Source organism: Stenotrophomonas chelatiphaga (genome assembly GCF_001431535.1).
GTDB lineage: Bacteria > Pseudomonadota > Gammaproteobacteria > Xanthomonadales > Xanthomonadaceae > Stenotrophomonas > Stenotrophomonas chelatiphaga.
In genome coordinates this window covers 1-17006 of record NZ_LDJK01000020.1, presented here as the reverse complement: position 1 = coordinate 17006, position 17006 = coordinate 1, and the positions used below count along the sequence as shown (strand labels likewise).

General features: G+C 66.4%; 16 protein-coding genes. 15 read left to right on the top strand and 1 reads right to left on the bottom strand.

The genetic code is table 11. The annotated features are described in order from the left end of the window. Window positions 1-135: 135 nt before the first annotated feature. The 10 genes from rpsB to bamA all read left to right on the top strand — a co-directional run bounded on the left by rpsB (window position 136) and on the right by bamA (window position 11859). The gene (rpsB, locus tag ABB28_RS06470; RefSeq protein ID WP_042613841.1) at window positions 136-945 is read left to right on the top strand and encodes a 30S ribosomal protein S2; all 810 of its coding nucleotides are present in this window, start codon (window positions 136-138) and stop codon (window positions 943-945) included. Window positions 946-1070: 125 nt separating this feature from the next. Continuing rightward, entirely contained in the window at window positions 1071-1949 is an 879-nt protein-coding gene (tsf, locus tag ABB28_RS06465) for a translation elongation factor Ts (protein WP_057507860.1), read from the top strand. Between the two features lie 212 nt (window positions 1950-2161). Continuing rightward, on the top strand, window positions 2162-3700 hold the full coding sequence (locus ABB28_RS06460) for a sensor domain-containing diguanylate cyclase (RefSeq protein WP_057507859.1): 1539 nt from the start codon (window positions 2162-2164) through the stop codon (window positions 3698-3700). Window positions 3701-3822: 122 nt separating this feature from the next. Next, window positions 3823-4554 carry a UMP kinase gene (gene pyrH, locus ABB28_RS06455; protein WP_057507858.1) on the top strand — a complete coding sequence of 244 codons (732 nt, stop codon included), beginning with the start codon at window positions 3823-3825 and terminating at the stop codon, window positions 4552-4554. 90 nt (window positions 4555-4644) lie between these two features. Then, on the top strand, window positions 4645-5202 hold the full coding sequence (frr, locus tag ABB28_RS06450) for a ribosome recycling factor (protein ID WP_057507857.1): 558 nt from the start codon (window positions 4645-4647) through the stop codon (window positions 5200-5202). Beyond that, window positions 5199-5975, top strand: a complete 777-nt coding sequence (gene uppS / locus ABB28_RS06445) for a polyprenyl diphosphate synthase (protein WP_425479530.1) — start codon at window positions 5199-5201, stop codon at window positions 5973-5975. Before frr ends, uppS begins: the two co-directional genes overlap by 4 nt. Next, window positions 5972-6814, top strand: a complete 843-nt coding sequence (locus tag ABB28_RS06440; RefSeq protein WP_057507855.1) for a phosphatidate cytidylyltransferase — start codon at window positions 5972-5974, stop codon at window positions 6812-6814. Before uppS ends, ABB28_RS06440 begins: the two co-directional genes overlap by 4 nt. Before the next feature lie 2 nt (window positions 6815-6816). Beyond that, complete coding sequence (locus ABB28_RS06435) at window positions 6817-8007, top strand: 1-deoxy-D-xylulose-5-phosphate reductoisomerase (protein WP_057507854.1); 1191 nt, start codon at window positions 6817-6819, stop codon at window positions 8005-8007. Window positions 8008-8041: 34 nt separating this feature from the next. Then, complete coding sequence (rseP, locus tag ABB28_RS06430; protein WP_057507853.1) at window positions 8042-9400, top strand: RIP metalloprotease RseP; 1359 nt, start codon at window positions 8042-8044, stop codon at window positions 9398-9400. Between the two features lie 95 nt (window positions 9401-9495). Next, window positions 9496-11859, top strand: a complete 2364-nt coding sequence (gene bamA, locus ABB28_RS06425; protein ID WP_057507852.1) for an outer membrane protein assembly factor BamA — start codon at window positions 9496-9498, stop codon at window positions 11857-11859. A gap of 57 nt (window positions 11860-11916) precedes the next feature. On the opposite strand, the gene ABB28_RS17975 is transcribed toward bamA, so the two are convergent. Further along, on the bottom strand, window positions 11917-12459 hold the full coding sequence (locus ABB28_RS17975; RefSeq protein WP_148049416.1) for a hypothetical protein: 543 nt from the start codon (window positions 12457-12459) through the stop codon (window positions 11917-11919). Between the two features lie 269 nt (window positions 12460-12728). Between ABB28_RS17975 and lpxD the strand changes: the two genes are divergently transcribed. The 5 genes from lpxD to ABB28_RS06400 are packed head-to-tail and all read left to right on the top strand — an operon-like array spanning window position 12729 to window position 16932. Further along, entirely contained in the window at window positions 12729-13751 is a 1023-nt protein-coding gene (lpxD, locus tag ABB28_RS06420) for a UDP-3-O-(3-hydroxymyristoyl)glucosamine N-acyltransferase (protein ID WP_057507851.1), read from the top strand. Continuing rightward, entirely contained in the window at window positions 13748-14203 is a 456-nt protein-coding gene (gene fabZ / locus ABB28_RS06415) for a 3-hydroxyacyl-ACP dehydratase FabZ (protein ID WP_057507850.1), read from the top strand. The genes lpxD and fabZ overlap by 4 nt, the downstream gene beginning before the upstream one ends. 19 nt (window positions 14204-14222) lie before the next feature. Beyond that, a complete protein-coding gene (gene lpxA, locus ABB28_RS06410) occupies window positions 14223-15014 on the top strand; it encodes an acyl-ACP--UDP-N-acetylglucosamine O-acyltransferase (protein ID WP_057507849.1) in 792 nt (263 codons plus the stop codon). Then, a complete protein-coding gene (gene lpxB / locus ABB28_RS06405; RefSeq protein ID WP_057507848.1) occupies window positions 15011-16258 on the top strand; it encodes a lipid-A-disaccharide synthase in 1248 nt (415 codons plus the stop codon). The genes lpxA and lpxB overlap by 4 nt, the downstream gene beginning before the upstream one ends. Next, a complete protein-coding gene (locus tag ABB28_RS06400) occupies window positions 16255-16932 on the top strand; it encodes a ribonuclease HII (RefSeq protein ID WP_057507847.1) in 678 nt (225 codons plus the stop codon). The genes lpxB and ABB28_RS06400 overlap by 4 nt, the downstream gene beginning before the upstream one ends. Window positions 16933-17006: the final 74 nt, after the last annotated feature.

Here is a 17006-nt window from a genome sequence, read left to right as displayed (position 1 = left end):
GGGGTTCGGCCACGGAGACGATGGGGAAGCCCAACCCCGGAACCATCAATGCGCGCCCGCGCAGTCCCGCACACTTTCCGCGGGCGTCCCGCAAGGGGCAACGGAGCACGCCGGTTCCCTGCCAGGAGTTTTGCAATGCCCCAGATCACCATGCGCCAGATGCTCGAAGCCGGCGTCCACTTCGGTCACCAGACCCGTTACTGGAACCCGAAGATGGCCCCGTACATTTTCGGCGCCCGCGGCAAGATCCACATCATCAACCTGGAAAAGACCGTCCCGCTGTTCAACGATGCGATGAACTTCATCTCCTCGGTTGCCCAGAAGCGCGGCACCATCCTGTTCCTGGGCACCAAGCGCAGCGCGCGTGAGTCGATCCGCGAAGAAGCCGAGCGTTGCGGCATGCCGTTCATGAACCAGCGTTGGCTGGGCGGCACCCTGACCAACTTCCGTACCGTCAAGCAGTCGGTTGCGCGCCTGAAGGAACTGGAAGCCGGCGAGAACGACGGCAGCTTCGAGAAGCTGGTCAAGCACGAAGTGCTGGGCCTGCGTCGCGAGCGCGACAAGCTGGAAGCTTCGCTGGGCGGCATCAAGGACATGAACCGCCTGCCGGACGCGATCTTCGTCATCGACATCGGCCACGAAGACATCGCCATCAAGGAAGCCAAGAAGCTCGGCATCCCGGTGATCGCCGTGGTTGACACCAACTACAACCCGGAACTGGTGGACTACGCCATCCCGGGCAACGACGACGCCATCCGTGCCGTGCAGCTGTACGCCCGTGCCGCCGCTGACTCCGTGCTGGAAGGCAAGGCCGCTGCTCCGCACGCCGCCACCGTGCGCGAAGAAGAGTTCGCCGAAGCCGCTGAAGGCGAAGAGGCCAAGCCGGCCCGTCGCGCTCCGGCCAAGAAGGCTGCGCCGAAGAAGTCCGACGACGCACAGGCCTGATCCAGGCCGCGGGTGGATGCGTTGCGTCCACCCGCCCTGCCGGCCGCCTTGGGCGGCTGACAGCACCCTGTCATACGGGCCGGCCAGCATGCCGGCCCAACCCCTTTCTTTTGTGAGGTAATCCCATGGAAATCACTGCTTCCCTGGTCAAGGAACTGCGCGAGCGCACCGGCGCCGGCATGATGGAATGCAAGAAGGCGCTCGTTGAGAACAACGGCGACATCGAAGTCTCCATCGAAGCGCTGCGCAAGTCCGGCCTGGCCAAGGCTGACAAGAAGTCCGACCGCGTTGCCGCCGAAGGCGTCATCGTGGCCGCCCAGGAAGCCGGCAAGGCCGTGCTGGTCGAGATCAACTCCGAAACCGACTTCGTCGCCAAGGATGAGAACTTCACCAACTTCGCCAAGTCGGTGGTCGACGTTGCGCTGTCCTCCGGCGCTGCCGACATCGATTCGCTGAAGGCCGCCAAGCTGGCTTCGGGCGACACCGTCGACGAGACCCGCGCTGCGGTCATCGCCAAGGTCGGTGAGAAGGTCGACGTGCGTCGCATCGTGCGCCTGGAAAGCAGCAACAACGTGGCGGCCTACGTCCACGGCGGCCGCATCGGCGTGCTGGTGGAACTGGCTGGCGGCGACGCCGAGCTGGCCCGTGGCCTGGCCATGCACGTGGCCGCGATGAATCCCCCGCACAACAAGGCGTCCGACGTTCCGGCCGACTTCGTTGCCAAGGAGAAGGAAATCGAGCTGGCCAAGATGACCGACAAGGACAAGGCCAAGCCGGCTGACATCCTGGAGAAGATCATCAGCGGCAAGATTGCCAAGATCGTCAACGAAGTCACGCTGTACGGCCAGCCGTACGTGCTGAACACCGACCAGACCGTCGAGCAGGTGCTGAAGGCTGCCGGCGCCGACGTGGTGGGCTTCAAGCGCCTGGCCGTTGGCGAAGGCATCGAGAAGGTGGTGGAAGACTACGCCGCCGAAGTGATGAAGCAGGCCGGCCTGGCTTGATTGCCGGACTGACCTGATCCACGGAGAAGCCGCGCCCTGCGCGGCTTTTTCGTTTCCGCGCCGGGCATGCACGACGCGCGGGGCAGGACCGCCTTTGCGTTATGCGGCGATCGCGCCGATACTTCTTCCGGGGGAGTTCGTTGGGTGCAAGGGGCAATACGCAGATCTGTGACGGAACCCTCATCCCGCCACACATGAACGAACGACCCGATATGCCTCCCGAGCTGACAGCTGTCCTGGCGCTCTGCCGCAATCTCCCGTCGCCTCCCGGCATCGCGCTGCGCATCATCGAACTGGCCCAGGATCCCGAAGCGGACCTCAGCACGGCCGCCGACATCATCGCCATCGACATGGCGCTCAGCGCGCGCATGCTGCGCATCGCCAATTCGCCGCTGTACGCCAGCCGCCGCCGGATCGACAACCTCGGCCAGGCACTGACCATGCTGGGGCTCAATGCCACGCTCACCCTCGCGCTGGGCTTCACCCTCACCCAGGGCGTGGTCGGCGCTCCGGGTGGCCGCGAACAGGACCTGCGCGAACGCGCCTGGCGCCGCAGCATCCTCAGCGCGCTGGCCGCCAGCCAGCTCGGCCAGGCGCGCGGCCTGCGCCGACTGGAAGAACTGATGCTGGCCGGGCTGCTGCAGGACATCGGCGTGCTCGCCCTGGCCCAGTCCCATCCGGATACCTACCTGCCGTTGCTGCGCGATGCCGGCAGCAATGCTGCCCTGCTGGACGCCGAACGCGCGCAGCTGCAATGCACCCATGCCGAGGTCGGCGCCTACATGGCCGCGCAGTGGGACCTGCCGCGCTACCTCAGCGAAGCGATCAGCCACAGTGAAGACACGGCGCTGTCCGAGGACGTGTTCCAGGCCTGCGTCCAGCTGTCCGGCATGGTGGCCGACATCTGGCTGGACAGCGACCCGGACGCCGCACGCGAGCGTGCGCTGGAACAGGTGCACGCGCGCCTGCAGCTGGACAGTGCGCAGTTCGACCAGGTGCTGGCGCAGATCAGCGAGGCCCTGCCGACCATCGCCAGCCTGTTCGACACCTCGCCAACCACCCCGGCGCGCGTGCAGCTGCTGATCGACCACGCGCAGGAGCTGGCCACGCTGCGCAACCTCCGCCAGATGCAGGACGCCGAGCAGGCGCGCCGCCGCGCCGACGAGTTCGAAGCGCGTGCCAACCGGCTGTCCGAACAGGCCCACCGCGATGCCCTGACCGGCGTGCTCAACCGCCGCCAGCTGGAAGCGGTGCTGGAACAGGAATTCCTGCGCGCCACGCGGCATGGCTGGCCGCTGTCGGTCGCCTTCATCGACCTGGACGACTTCAAGAAGATCAACGATGCGCACGGCCACCTGACCGGCGATGAAGTGCTGCGCGAGTTCGCCGGCACGCTGCAGGGGCAACTGCGCACCAGCGACACGGTGGCACGCTTCGGCGGCGAAGAGTTCGTCGCGCTGCTGCCCAACACCACCGAATCGGTCGCCCTGGATGTGATCCGCCGCGTGCTGGCGCGCATCGTGTCCACCCCGATGGCGATGCTGGAAGGCGGGCCGCTGTTCATCACCTTCTCCGCCGGCGTGGCGACCCAGGGCGGCTATGAGCGTTTCGCCGACGTCCAGGGGCTGCTGCGTGCGGCCGACGATGTGCTGTACCGCTCCAAGAACCTCGGCCGCAACCGGGTGATCGCCCGTTCCCCCGGCGACGGCGCGGTACCGCTGCCTCCACTGGAAACGCCCACCGTCGCCTGAACCACGGCAGCGGCCACACGCTGGTGCGACGGGCCTGGCGCGGGGCCGTGCGCGAAATAACTACAGCAGCGCCTCGCTTGCCAGTAGAATCTGCCGGGAATTCACGCACCCTGAGGTCCCCCATGTCCAAGCTCGCCTATCGCCGAATCCTGTTGAAACTTTCCGGGGAGGCGCTGATGGGGGACGAGGACTACGGCATCGACCCCAAGATCATCAACCGCCTGGCCCGTGAAGTGGTCGAAGCCCAGCAGGCCGGCGCGGAAGTGGCACTGGTGATCGGTGGCGGCAACATCTTCCGCGGCGCCGGCCTGGCCGCAGGGGGCATGGACCGCGTCACCGGCGACCAGATGGGCATGCTGGCCACGGTGATCAACGCGCTGGCCATGCAGGACGCGCTGGAAAAGGTCGGCGCCAAGGCCCGCGTGATGAGCGCGATCAAGATAAACGACGTGTGCGAGGACTACATCCGCCGCCGCGCCATCCGCCACCTGGAAAAGGGCCGCCTGGTGATCTTCGCCGCCGGCGTCGGCAGCCCGTTCTTCACCACCGATTCGGGCGCCGCCCTGCGCGCCATCGAAATCGGCGCGGACCTGCTGCTGAAAGCCACCAAGGTCGATGGCGTGTACGACAAGGATCCGAACAAGCACAGCGATGCGGTGCGCTTCGACAGCCTGACCTACGACGAAGTGATCATCCGCGGCCTGGAAGTGATGGACACGGCGGCCTTCGCCCTGGCGCGCGACAGCGACCTGCCGATGCGCGTGTTCGACATGGGCCAGCCGGGTGAACTGCTGAAGATCCTGCACGGCGAGAACATCGGCACCCTGGTCAGCGGCCGCAATCCCGCCGCCTGAGCGCCGGATGCATGACCGGGGCCCTGCGGTCCCGGCTGGGCGCCTATTCGCCTATAATCGCCCGATTCCAGTAATACCCAGGACCGGGCGATGCTCAACGACATCAAGCAGAACGCGCAGACGCGCATGGCCAAGAGCATCGACGCTCTGCGCCACACCCTGACCACCATCCGCACCGGCCGCGCCTCGCCGGCGCTGCTGGACGGCATTTCCGTGCTGGCCTATGGCTCGCAGTCGCCGCTGGCCAACGTGGCCACCATCAGCGTCTCCGAAGGCCGCTCGCTGGTGATCTCGGTGTTCGACAAGTCGCTGGTCTCAGCGGTCGAAAAGTCGATCTACGCCTCCGACCTGGGCCTGACCCCGACCGTGGTCGGCACCGTCATCCGCCTGAACCTGCCGCCGCTCACCGAAGAGCGCCGCAAGGAACTGGCCAAGACCGTGGGCAAGGAAGGCGAGGAGACCAAGGTATCCATCCGCAACATCCGCCGTGATGCCAACCAGGAAGTGGCCAAGCTGCTCAAGGACAAGGAAATCACCGAGGACGACAAGAAGCGCGCCGAGGACGATATCCAGAAGCTGACCGACAACAGCATCAAGGACGTGGACAAGGTCGTTGCGGAAAAAGAAAAGGAACTGATGGCGGTCTGAAGCCGATGCCTTCAGCCCCGCCCCCGCTGCCCAGCGCGCTGCCGCGCCACGTTGCCATCATCATGGATGGCAACGGGCGTTGGGCGCAGCAGCGCCGCCGTCCGCGCATGATCGGCCACCGTGCCGGCGCACGCGCGGTCAACCGCACCATCGACCGCTGCCTGGAACTGGGCATCCCGGCACTGACCCTGTTCGCGTTTTCCAGCGAAAACTGGGGCCGCCCGGATGACGAAGTGCAGGCGCTGATGAAGCTGTTCCTGCACGCGCTGGATCGCGAAGTGGACGAACTGCACCGGCGTGGCGTGCGCGTGCGCTTCATCGGCGAACGCGAGCGCTTCGGCGCCTCGCTGGTCAGCCGCATGCAGCTGGCCGAACAGCGCACCGCGGGCAACACCGCGATGACCCTGTCCATCGCCGCCAGCTACGGCGGCCGCCAGGACATCGCGCGCGCCGCGCGTACGCTGGCCCAGGAAGTGGCCGCCGGCCGCCTGTTGCCCGAACAGATCGACGAAGACCTGCTGGGCAGCCACGTGGCGCTGGCCGACATGCCGGCCCCGGACCTGTTCATCCGCACCGGTGGCGACACCCGCATCAGCAACTTCCTGCTGTGGCAGCTGGCCTACACCGAACTCTGGTTCACCGATGTACTGTGGCCGGACTTCGATACCGACCAGCTGCAGCGCGCGCTGGACACCTACGCCGGGCGGGAGCGCCGTTTCGGCCTGACCAGTGCCCAGATCGCTGCCCTGGCCACCGAGACGTCCAGCCCATGACCAAGACCCGAGTCCTCGCCGCGCTGATCATGGCGCCGGCGGCCATTGCCGCGATCCTGCTGCTGCCCAGCCAATGGCTGGCCGCCGCCGCTGCCGCGGTGTTCCTGATCGGCCTGTGGGAATGGCTGAAGCTGGCCGGCGTGGAAGATACGCTGGCCCGTACCACCCTGCTGCTGCTCAACCTGGTGCTGATGGTGCTGGTGGTCTGGGACCGCGACGCCTCGCTGTTCCTGTTCCGCGTGGCCGCGCTGGTCGGCGTCGGCTGGTGGCTGCTGGCCCTGCTGTGGCTGCGCTTCTTCAATTTCGGTGCACAGCCGGACAGTCCAGCGCGCGCCCTCAAGCTGCTCGCCGGCACCCTGGCGATCCTGCCGGCGTGGGCCTCGCTGGTGCTGCTGCATGCGTCCAGCGACCAGGGCCACCTGTGGCTGCTGACCGCGCTGGCCGTGGTCTGGGCCGCCGATTCGGGCGCCTACTTCGCCGGCCGCACGTTCGGGCGGCACAAGCTGGCCCCGCGCATCAGCCCCAACAAGACCTGGGAAGGCCTGTTCGGCGGGCTGCTCGCCGGCCTGCTGGTGGCCACCGTGTTCGGCCTCGGTTTCGGCGTGGACGCTTGGCAGCTGGTCACCCCCGCGCAGCTGCCCTGGCTGCTGCTGGTGACCGTGGTGGCGGTGTTCGCCTCGGTGCTTGGTGACCTGTTCGAGAGCCTGCTCAAGCGCCACGCTGGCGCCAAGGATTCGGGCCACATCATTCCCGGCCATGGCGGCGTGCTGGACCGTGTCGACGGCGTACTGGCCGCATTGCCGGTGTTTGCCATCGGCAAGGAAATCTTCGGACTCTGACCATGCATGCTGCCCCTGCCCTGCGCCGTGTCGCCGTGTTCGGCGCCACCGGCTCGATCGGCGCATCGTCGCTGGACGTCATCGCGCGCCACCCGGACCGCTTCCAGCCGACCGTGCTGGCCGCCGGCACCCAGGTCGATGCACTCATCGCGCTGTGCCGTGCCCACCGTCCGCTGCACGCGGTGATCGCCGATGAGGCGCTGTACGCGCGCCTGCGCGATGGCCTGCGCGAGGCCGGGCTGGACACCGCCGCGCACGCCGGCAGCGCCGCGCTGGACGCGCTGGCCGCCGGCGATGACTGCGATACCGTGATCGCCGCGATCGTCGGTGCCGCCGGGCTGTCCTCCACGCTCGCCGCCGCTGCGGCAGGCAAGCGGATCCTGCTGGCCAACAAGGAATCGCTGGTGCTGGCCGGCGAGCTGCTGATGCACACCGCGCAGCAGGCCGGCGCGGAGATCATCCCGATCGACAGCGAACACAGCGCCATCTTCCAGTGCCTGCGCTCGCGCGATGCCAGCCTGGAAGGCGCCGGCGTACGCCGCATCCTGCTGACCGCGTCCGGTGGCCCGTTCCGTGGCCGCAGTCGCGCCGAACTGGAACAGGTGACCCCGGCGCAGGCCGTGGCCCATCCGAAGTGGTCGATGGGCCCGAAGATCTCGGTGGATTCGGCCACCCTGATGAACAAGGGGCTGGAAGTCATCGAAGCCCACCACCTGTTCAACGTCCCGGCCGCGCGGATCGAGGTGCTGGTGCACCCGCAGAGCCTGGTCCATTCGCTGGTCGAGTTCATCGATGGCTCCACCCTGGCCCAGATGGGCCTGCCGGACATGCGCACCACCCTGGCCGTCGGCCTGGGCTGGCCGCAGCGGATCGACGCCGGGGTCAGTGGGCTGGACCTGCTGCTGCAGGGACGTCTCGATTTCGAAGCCCCCGACACCGATGCGTTCCCGTGCCTGGCGCTGGCCTGGCAGGCGATGCAGGCCGGTGGCACTGCCGCGGCCGTGCTCAATGCCGCCAACGAAGAAGCCGTTTCAGCGTTTCTTCAGGGAAGGATAGGCTTCCTGACCATTCCCGCGCTTGTGGATAACGCTCTGTCAACACTGCCGGTCGAGCCTGCCGATACACTGGACGGCCTGCTCGCCGCCGACCAGCGTGCCCGCCTGCTCACCCGGACTGCCATCGAAGCCCTCTGAATGCCCTGCCCCGCCACCACCGCCGTGCGCTGCCATGACTGAGTTCCTCGGATCGGTATGGTGGATGATCGTCAGCCTGGGCCTGCTCGTGACCATCCACGAGTTCGGGCATTACTGGGTTGCGCGCCGCTGCGGGGTCAAGGTGCTGCGCTTCTCGGTGGGCTTCGGCAAACCGCTGTGGTCGCGCCGCGACCGCCATGGCACCGAATTCGCCATCGCCGCCATTCCGCTCGGCGGCTACGTGAAGATGCTGGACGAGCGCGAGGTGGAGGTGCACCCCCACGAGCGTGGACAGGCCTTCAACCACAAGACCGTCTGGCAGCGCATCGCGGTGGTGGCGGCCGGTCCGCTGGCCAACCTGCTGCTGTGCATGCTGCTGCTGTGGGCGATGTTCGTGATCGGCAAGCAGGATTATTCCGCCACCGTCGGCCGCGCCACCGGCATGGCCCAGGCCGCCGGCCTGCAGGGCGGCGAGCGCATCCTGTCGGTGGATGGCCGCAGCGTGGCCACCGTCGGCGAAGCCAGCATGGCGCTGACCGCTGCCGCCATGGACCGCCACGATGTCACCCTGCAGGTGGTCGACGCGCAGGAACGCCAGCACCAGCGCGTGCTGCCGCTGTCCCAGCTGCCGGCCGGCTTCGATGAACGGCGGGTCGCCCCGCTGGCCGGGGTCAACTGGCAGTTCTGGCTGCAGCCGGCGCTGGTGGACCGGCTGGTGGACGACTCCGCGGTGCGCGGCGTGCTTCAGCCCGGCGACCTGATCGTGGCGGTCGACGGCGAGCGCATTGATGCCGCCGACCAGGTCTACCCGGCCGTACAGGCGTTGGGCAAGCGCGGCGGTGCGGGCATGATCGACGTGCTGCGCGGCGGCGAGCGGCTGGCACTGGAAGTCACCCCCCGGCAGGGCCTGGACGGCAACCGGCAGCCCATCTGGCAGCTCGGCATTGGTTTTTCCGAGTCCCATGCCCCGGCCTACGACACCGTACTGAAGTACGGCGCCTTTGCCGCCGTGCCCGTGGCCATCCGGGAAACCGGGCGCATGGCCGCCGATTCGCTGGGCATGATGCGCCGGATCGTCACCGGCAGCGCCTCGCTGCAGAACGTTTCCGGCCCGGTCACGATCGCCCGGGTGGCCAATGTTTCCGCGCAGCGCGGGCTGGATTGGTTCCTCCAGTTCCTGGCCCTGCTGTCGCTGAGCCTGTGCATCATCAACCTGTTGCCCATCCCCGTCTTGGACGGAGGGCACCTGCTGTATTACCTTATCGAGTTGGTCAAGGGCAGCCCGCTCAGTGAGCGCGCCATGGCCGCCGGGCAGTTCGTTGGCCTGGCGCTGCTGGCAGGGCTGATGGGATTGGCGTTCTACAACGACATCCTTGGCCTGGTCACCCGATGAACCTGGGCTCCTTGATGAACTTTTTCCTGCTGTCGCCGTCTACACGTCGGCATCCCGCATCCCGCAACACGCAATCGACCTCAACCGGACGTGACATGACGCGACTCCCGAACCGCCGCCTGCTGGCCCTCGCCCTCGCTGTTGGCATCGGCGCCCCCGCACTGGCCCAGGCTGCCGCCCCCTTCACGGTCAGCGACATCCGCGTTGACGGCCTGCAGCGGATCAGCTCCGGTACCGTGTTCACCTACCTTCCGGTGGAACGCGGCCAGGCACTGACCGACGCCAAGATCAGTGAAACCATCCGCGCCCTGTACAAGACCGGCTTCTTCGAAGACGTGCAGCTGGACCGGCAGGGCGACATCCTGGTGGTCACGGTCAAGGAACGCCCGGCCATCAACAAGCTCACCGTCACCGGCAACAAGGACATCAAGTCCGACCAGCTGCTGAAGGGCCTGAGCGACATCGGCCTGAGCGAAGGCGGCACCTTCGACCGGCTCAGCCTGGACCGGGTGACCCAGGAGCTTCGCCGCCAGTACAACGACCGCGGCAAGTACAACGTGGAAATCACCCCGGTGGTGAGCCCGCTGGACCGCAACCGCGTGGACATCGCGATCACCATCAAGGAAGGCAAGGCGGCCAAGATCCGCCACGTCAACCTGATCGGCACCGAGAAGTTCGAAGCCGAAGACATCCTGGACACCTGGGAGTCGAAGGAACACAACTGGGCCTCGTGGTATCGCCGCGATGACCAGTACTCCAAGGAAAAGATGTCCGGCGACCTGGAAAAACTCAATTCCTGGTACCTGGACCGCGGCTACGTGGACTTCAGCATCGACTCCACCCAGGTGTCGATCAGCCCCGACAAGCGCGACATGTTCATCAGCGCCGGCGTCACCGAAGGCGAGCAGTACAAGATTTCCGAGATCAAGGTCAGCGGCGATACGGTGCTGCCGCAGGAAGACGTCGAGCGCATGGTCATCCAGAAGGCCGGCGACACCTTCTCGCGCGCGCTGCTGGAATTCAGCAGCAACAGCATCACCAATTCGCTGGCCAACATCGGTTATGCGTTCGCCAAGGTGAACCCGATCCCGACCAGCAACCGTGCCGACCGTACCGTGGCGATCAACATGCAGGTCGTCCCCGGCCCGCGCGTTTCGGTCCGCCAGATCGTGTTCCGCGGCAATACCCGCACGTCCGACGAAGTGCTGCGCCGTGAAATGCGCCAGTTCGAGAACAGCTGGTACTCGCAGGCCGCCATCGACCGTTCCAAGATCCGCCTGCAGCGCCTGGGTTACTTCGAGGCGGTGGAAGTGGAAACCCCGGCTGTCACCGGCAGCAACGACCAGGTCGATGTTGTGTACAACGTCAAGGAAACCACCTCGGGCAGCTTCGTGTTCGGCCTGGGCTACTCGCAGTCCTACGGCATGACCACCTCGGTGCAGCTGTCGCAGAACAACTTCCTCGGCGGCGGCAACCGCGTGTCGGTGGAAGCATCGCGCAGCAGCTACCTGCAGCGTTACGGCTTCAGCTACACCAACCCGTACTTCACCGATGACGGCGTGTCGCTGGGCTACAACCTGTCCTGGCGCGAACTGGACTACTCCGACTTCAATACCGCGCAGTACAACAGCACCAACGGTGCGGCGCAGATGGTGTTCGGCGTGCCGATCACCGAGACCGATACGGTTTCGTTGATGTTTGGTATTGATAGCAACCAGATCCAGACGTACGAAAATGCTACGCCGAAGTCGATCATCGACTACATCAATGCGGTAGGCCGCAAGACCTTCCATGCGTGGCGCACGGAACTGGGTTGGGCACGCGATTCGCGTAACGACTATTTCATGCCGACCCGCGGCACCTACCAACGCGTGGGCCTGGAGACCACGCTGCCCGGATCCACGGTTGAGTACTACAAGCTTAATTATCAGATCAGCAAGTACTGGCCGATCATCCCGTCGCTGGTGATCAACACGCGTGTTGAAGTCGGCTACGGCGACAGCTACGGCAAGGACGAGTCCCGCGTGGTCACGGAGTCGGACGGTACGCAGCGGGTGATCACTGCATCCGGCCTGCCGTTCTATGAGAACTTCTACGCAGGCGGCACGAACTCGGTTCGCGGCTTCGAAGACAATACGCTGGGCCCGCGCGAGGTCACTAATGGCTATCCCAATGGCCAGCCGCTGGGTGGCTCGTTCAAGACCGTTGGCTCGGTTGAAGCCTATTTCCCGCGCCTGTTCGACAGCCCGTCGGCGCGCGTGTCCGCGTTCCTTGATTTCGGCAACGTCTACAACGGCGTCGACAACTTCAAGGCCAACGAACTGCGCGTCTCTACCGGTGTCGCCCTGCTGTGGCGTGCCCCGGTGGGTCCGATCTCGATCAGCTACGCCTTCCCGCTGAAGAAGGAAGACGGCGACGAAGTCGAGCGCCTGCAGTTCACCTTCGGCGGCCAGTTCTGACCCACCGCAGTGTCGCGAACGAAAAACGCCGGGCAATGCCCGGCGTTTTTCTTTGCGCTATAGCCACATATAACCTAGGACGCCTTCATTGACTGCTGCTCTTTTGCCTTCGCAGTTCGGGTCAAAGCTATCGAAGTGGTTATTTTTGCCCGGTATGATCTGGTAGCAGCGGTAAAGCGGCATAGTCCCCGGTAGTTGCACAGATGCGACGAAACCTATGATTGGCCGCCCTACTGGCGTGTCACCACCCCCTTCACAGTCTGAATATGTCGACGTGAATCGGTCGCCAGGGCCAAAGCAGTTGAATAGCGCATGCCCCCCTTGGAATGGCCCGTACGACGCGAAGCCGAGCATCCTGTCTCGCTTGCCCAACGGGCCTTGGCCACCAGGGTGCACCAGATTGTCGGAAAAATGAGTACCGGCCCATATACGACGCTCGATCGCAGCCAGCACCACATCCCCCGGCACCTGTGATGGCGCCTTCTGAATCTGCGCCACGGTCTTCGCGTCAATACCTGCGTAGTCGGACTCCTGGGCCGTGACGCTGCCAGCAACGACGGTCAGCGCTCCAAACACAAGCGCACTCAAACACTTTTTCATGTTTCCTCTCTTCTGCGATGACGCGGGACTCGGATATACCGCGGCAGGCGCCATGCCTGCCGGCCGAGCCTAAGCAGAGCCTTCCAAATGCGCTCCCAGGTTTCGCTCATTTGCACAGGGCCCAACTGCGCGACGCCGCGCGCTTCTCCGCGATGCCAAGGCGTCCCGCGCTGCGCGCTCGCCGAGCGTGGCTCGTCGCTACCCTGCCCCCCCTCCCCCGCCTGACTCGGCAACATGACCGCTGTCACGGCACGCGGTAAACTCCCCGCGTGAATACTCCTACCTACACCGCCCAGCAACTCGCCGAGCAGTTCGGCCTGCAGGTCCATGGCGATGCCTCCACCTCCATTGGTGGCGTGGCAACGCTGGCCCATGCCGGACCCGGCCAGCTCACCTTCCTGGCCAACCCGCGCTACCGCGCGCAGCTGGCCGACAGCCAGGCCGGCATCGTGGTGCTGCGCGCCGACGACGCCGAAGCCGCGCCCGGCACGGCGCTGGTGGCCAAGGATCCCTACAACACCTTCGCCCGCATCGCCGCCCTGTTCGACGTGGCGCCCACGCGCGCGTCCGGCATCCACCCCAGCGCGGTCATCGACCCCAGCGCGCAGGTGGCCGCCAGCGCCCATGTCGGCCCGTTCGTCACCATCGGCGAGCGCAGCGTGGTCGGCGAGAACTGCATCATCGGCGCCGGCAGCGTGATCGGCGAAGACTGCACGCTGGACAGCGGCTGTGAGCTGATCGCCCGGGTCACCCTGGTCACCCGGGTCAAGCTGGGCAAGCGCGTGCGCATCCATCCCGGCGCAGTGCTGGGCGCCGATGGCTTCGGCCTGGCGATGGACGCCGGCAAGTGGATCAAGGTGCCGCAGCTGGGTGGCGTGCGGATCGGCGACGACTGCGAGATCGGCGCCAACACCTGCGTAGACCGCGGCGCGCTGGAAGACACCGTGCTGGCCGAAGACGTGCGCCTGGACAACCTGGTGCAGATCGCCCACAACGTGCAGATCGGTGCGCATTCGGCGATCGCCGGCTGCACCGGCATCGCCGGCAGCGCCAAGATCGGCCGCTACTGCCTGCTGGGCGGTGCGGTGGGCGTGGTCGGCCACCTGGAAATCTGCGACAAGGTCGTGATCACCGGCAAGTCGGTGGTGCGCAACTCGATTACCGAGCCAGGCGAATACTCGTCCGGCACCCCGTTGACCGACAACCGCACGTGGCGCAAGAACGCCGCGCGCTTCAAACAGCTCGATGCGCTGGCCCGTCGCATCCTGTCTGTGAGCAAGGAGAAGGAATGAGCCAGGAACAGACCCTGCCGGACATCGCCCAGATCCGGGCATTGATCCCGCACCGCTACCCTTTCCTGCTGGTGGACAAGGTCGTATCGCTCGACTTCGAGAACCGCAGGATCGTGGCGCGCAAGAACGTCAGCATCAACGAGCCGTTTTTCCAGGGGCATTTCCCGGAACAGCCGATCATGCCCGGCGTGCTGATCATCGAAGCCATGGCCCAGGCCGGTGGCGTGCTGACCCAGCTCACCCTGGGCCGCGATGCACAGTCCAAGCTGTTCTACATGGTGAAGGTCGACAACGTCCGCTTCAGTGACAAGGTCGTCCCCGGCGATGTGCTGGAAATGCACGTGGAGATCAAGCGCGTGATCCGCAACATGGCGGTGTACGACTGCAAGGCCTTCGTCGACGGCAAGATCGTCGCGTGCGCCGAAGTCATGTGTGCCGGCACCCGCGAATAACCCAACAGGAGGACCACCGATGAGCGGACACGCTCCGTTGATCCACCCCACGGCCGTGATCGATCCGTCGGCGAAACTCGCCGACGGCGTCCGCGTGGGCGCCTTCACCCTGATCGGCGCCGATGTCGAAATCGGTGAAAACACCGAGATCGGGCCGCACTGCAGCGTGCACGGTCCCACCCGGATCGGCCGCGACAACCGCTTCATCAGCCACGTGGCGGTGGGCGGTGAACCGCAGGACAAGAAGTACGCGGGCGAGCGCACCGAACTGGTGATCGGCGACCGCAACGTGTTCCGTGAGTTCGTCACCCTCAACCGCGGCACCGGCGGCGGCGGCGGCATCACCACGATCGGCAACGACAACTGGATGCTGGCCTACACGCACGTGGCGCATGACTGCCACGTGGGCAACCACTGCGTGTTTTCCAACAACACCACGCTGGCCGGCCATGTGACCGTGGGCGACCACGTGATCATCAGTGGTTTCGCCGGTGCGCACCAGTTCTGCCGGATCGGCGCGCATGCGTTCCTCGGCATGGGCGCGTTGACCAATGGCGACGTGCCGCCGTTCACCATGGTGGGAAGTGATTCGCTCGGCCGCCCGCGCGGCATCAACAGCGAAGGCCTCAAGCGCCGCGGTTTCGATGCCGAACGCATCGCCAGCATCAAGCGCGCCTACCGCACCCTGTACGTGGCCGGCCTGCCGCTGGCCGAAGCCAAGGTCCAGCTGGCCGAACAGGCCCGCAGCAGCGAGGACGTGGCCGAGCTGCTGGCATTCATCGAGCAGGCCGAGCGGCCGCTGCTGCGATGAATCCTGCGCCGCTGCCGCCGACCGCCGCGGTCATCCCGCTCCGCGTGCACAACGCCAGCCTGCCGGCGCGCGTGGATCCGCGGCCGCTGCGCGTTGCGCTGGTGGCCGGCGAAGCCTCCGGCGATCTGCTGGGTGCAGGGTTGGTGAGCGAACTGAAGGCCCGTTTCCCGAATGCCGAATTCGCCGGTATCGGCGGCGACAGCATGCGCGGTGCCGGCTGCCAGACCTGGTTCGATGCCAGCGAGCTGGCCGTGATGGGCCTGACCGAAGTGCTGCGGCACCTGCCACGCCTGTTGAAGCTGCGCGCACAGTTCCGCCAGCGCGTGCTGGAATGGCAGCCGGACGTGTTCATCGGCATCGACGCCCCCGATTTCAACCTGCCCGTGGAGCGCTGGCTGAAGCAGCGTGGCATCCGCACCGTGCACTACGTCAGCCCCTCGGTGTGGGCCTGGCGCGAGAAGCGTGCCGAGAAGATCGGCGCCAGCGCCGACCTTGTGCTGTGCCTGTTTCCGATGGAACCGCCGATCTACGCCCGGCACGGAATCGATGCGCGTTTCGTCGGCCATCCGATGGCCGATGACATTCCCCTGCACGTAGACCGCGAGCAGGCGCGCGCGGCGCTGGGCCTGCCTTCCAACGCCAAGGTCCTGGCGGTGCTGCCCGGCAGCCGGCTAGGTGAAATCAGCCGGCTCGGCGAACCGTTCTTCGAGGCGGCCTGGCAGGTATGCGAACGCATCCCGGGCCTGCACGTGGTGGTGCCGGCAGCCAATGCGGCCTGCCGTGCATTGATCGACCAGCAACTCTCCGGCTCGGCCCTGCCGGTCGCGCATTCGCATGTACTGGATGGCCAGGCGCGCATGGCGATGATCGCCGCCGACGTGGTGGTGCTCGCCTCCGGTACCGCCACCCTGGAAGCGATGCTGGTGAAGCGCCCGATGGTGGTGGGCTACCGGGTCAACGAGCTGACCTACCGCCTGGTCAAGGCGCTGGGCCTGCTCAAGGTGGACCGCTATGCCCTGCCCAACATCCTGGCCAACAAAGACCTGGCGCCGGAACTGATGCAGCACGACTGCGTGCCGGAAAAGCTGGCCGCGGCAATCCAGCAGTGGTTCGACCATCCGCAGAAGATCATCGACCTGCAGGCGACCTACGAGCAGCTGCACGGTGTCCTGCGCCGCGATGCGTCGGCACGCGCCGCCGACGCCGTAGCCGAACTGGTCGCACGCGGGGCGGTGGCTTCGTGAGCCGTCGCGGCGCTGCCGCCGCCACGCTGGCGCTGTTCGGCGCGGGCGGTCCGGCACCGGTGGCGGTGCAGCGCATCGCCGGGGTGGACGAAGCCGGTCGCGGCCCGCTAGCCGGTCCCGTTGCAGTGGCCGCGGTGGTCTTCAACCCGGCACGGCCGCGCATCAACGGACTGGATGATTCAAAACAGCTGACCGCCGCCCGCCGCGACCAACTGTACGACCGCATCATCGACCGTGCGCTGGCGTTCCATGTCGTGCTGGTGGATGCGCCCACCGTGGATCGCCTGAACATCTACCAGGCCACCCTGCAGGGCATGCGTGAGGTGGTGGCTGCGGTGGCCCACGTGGCCGATTTGGCCCGCATCGACGGCAACGTAGTGCCCAAGGGCCTGGTGCTGCCGGGCGAGGCGTTGATCGGCGGCGATGCCATCGACCGCGCGATCATGGCCGCCTCGATCCTGGCCAAGGTCAGCCGCGACCGTTACATGCAGCAGGTGCATGCGCAGTACCCGCATTTCGGTTTCGACCAGCACAAGGGGTATGGCACGCCGGCGCACCTGGCGGCGTTGCGCGAGCACGGCCCGTGCGTGGAGCACCGACGCAGTTTCGCCCCGGTGCGGGAGTGCCTGGCGGTTCCGGTTGCGGTGCCTGTGGAGATGGCGCTGGCGCTGTGAGTTGGGCGAACGGGTGAGACCCCCTCGCGGGTGGCTGTTGTTTGAAGCTGCAGTTGGGGGTGGGCCGGGCGGGG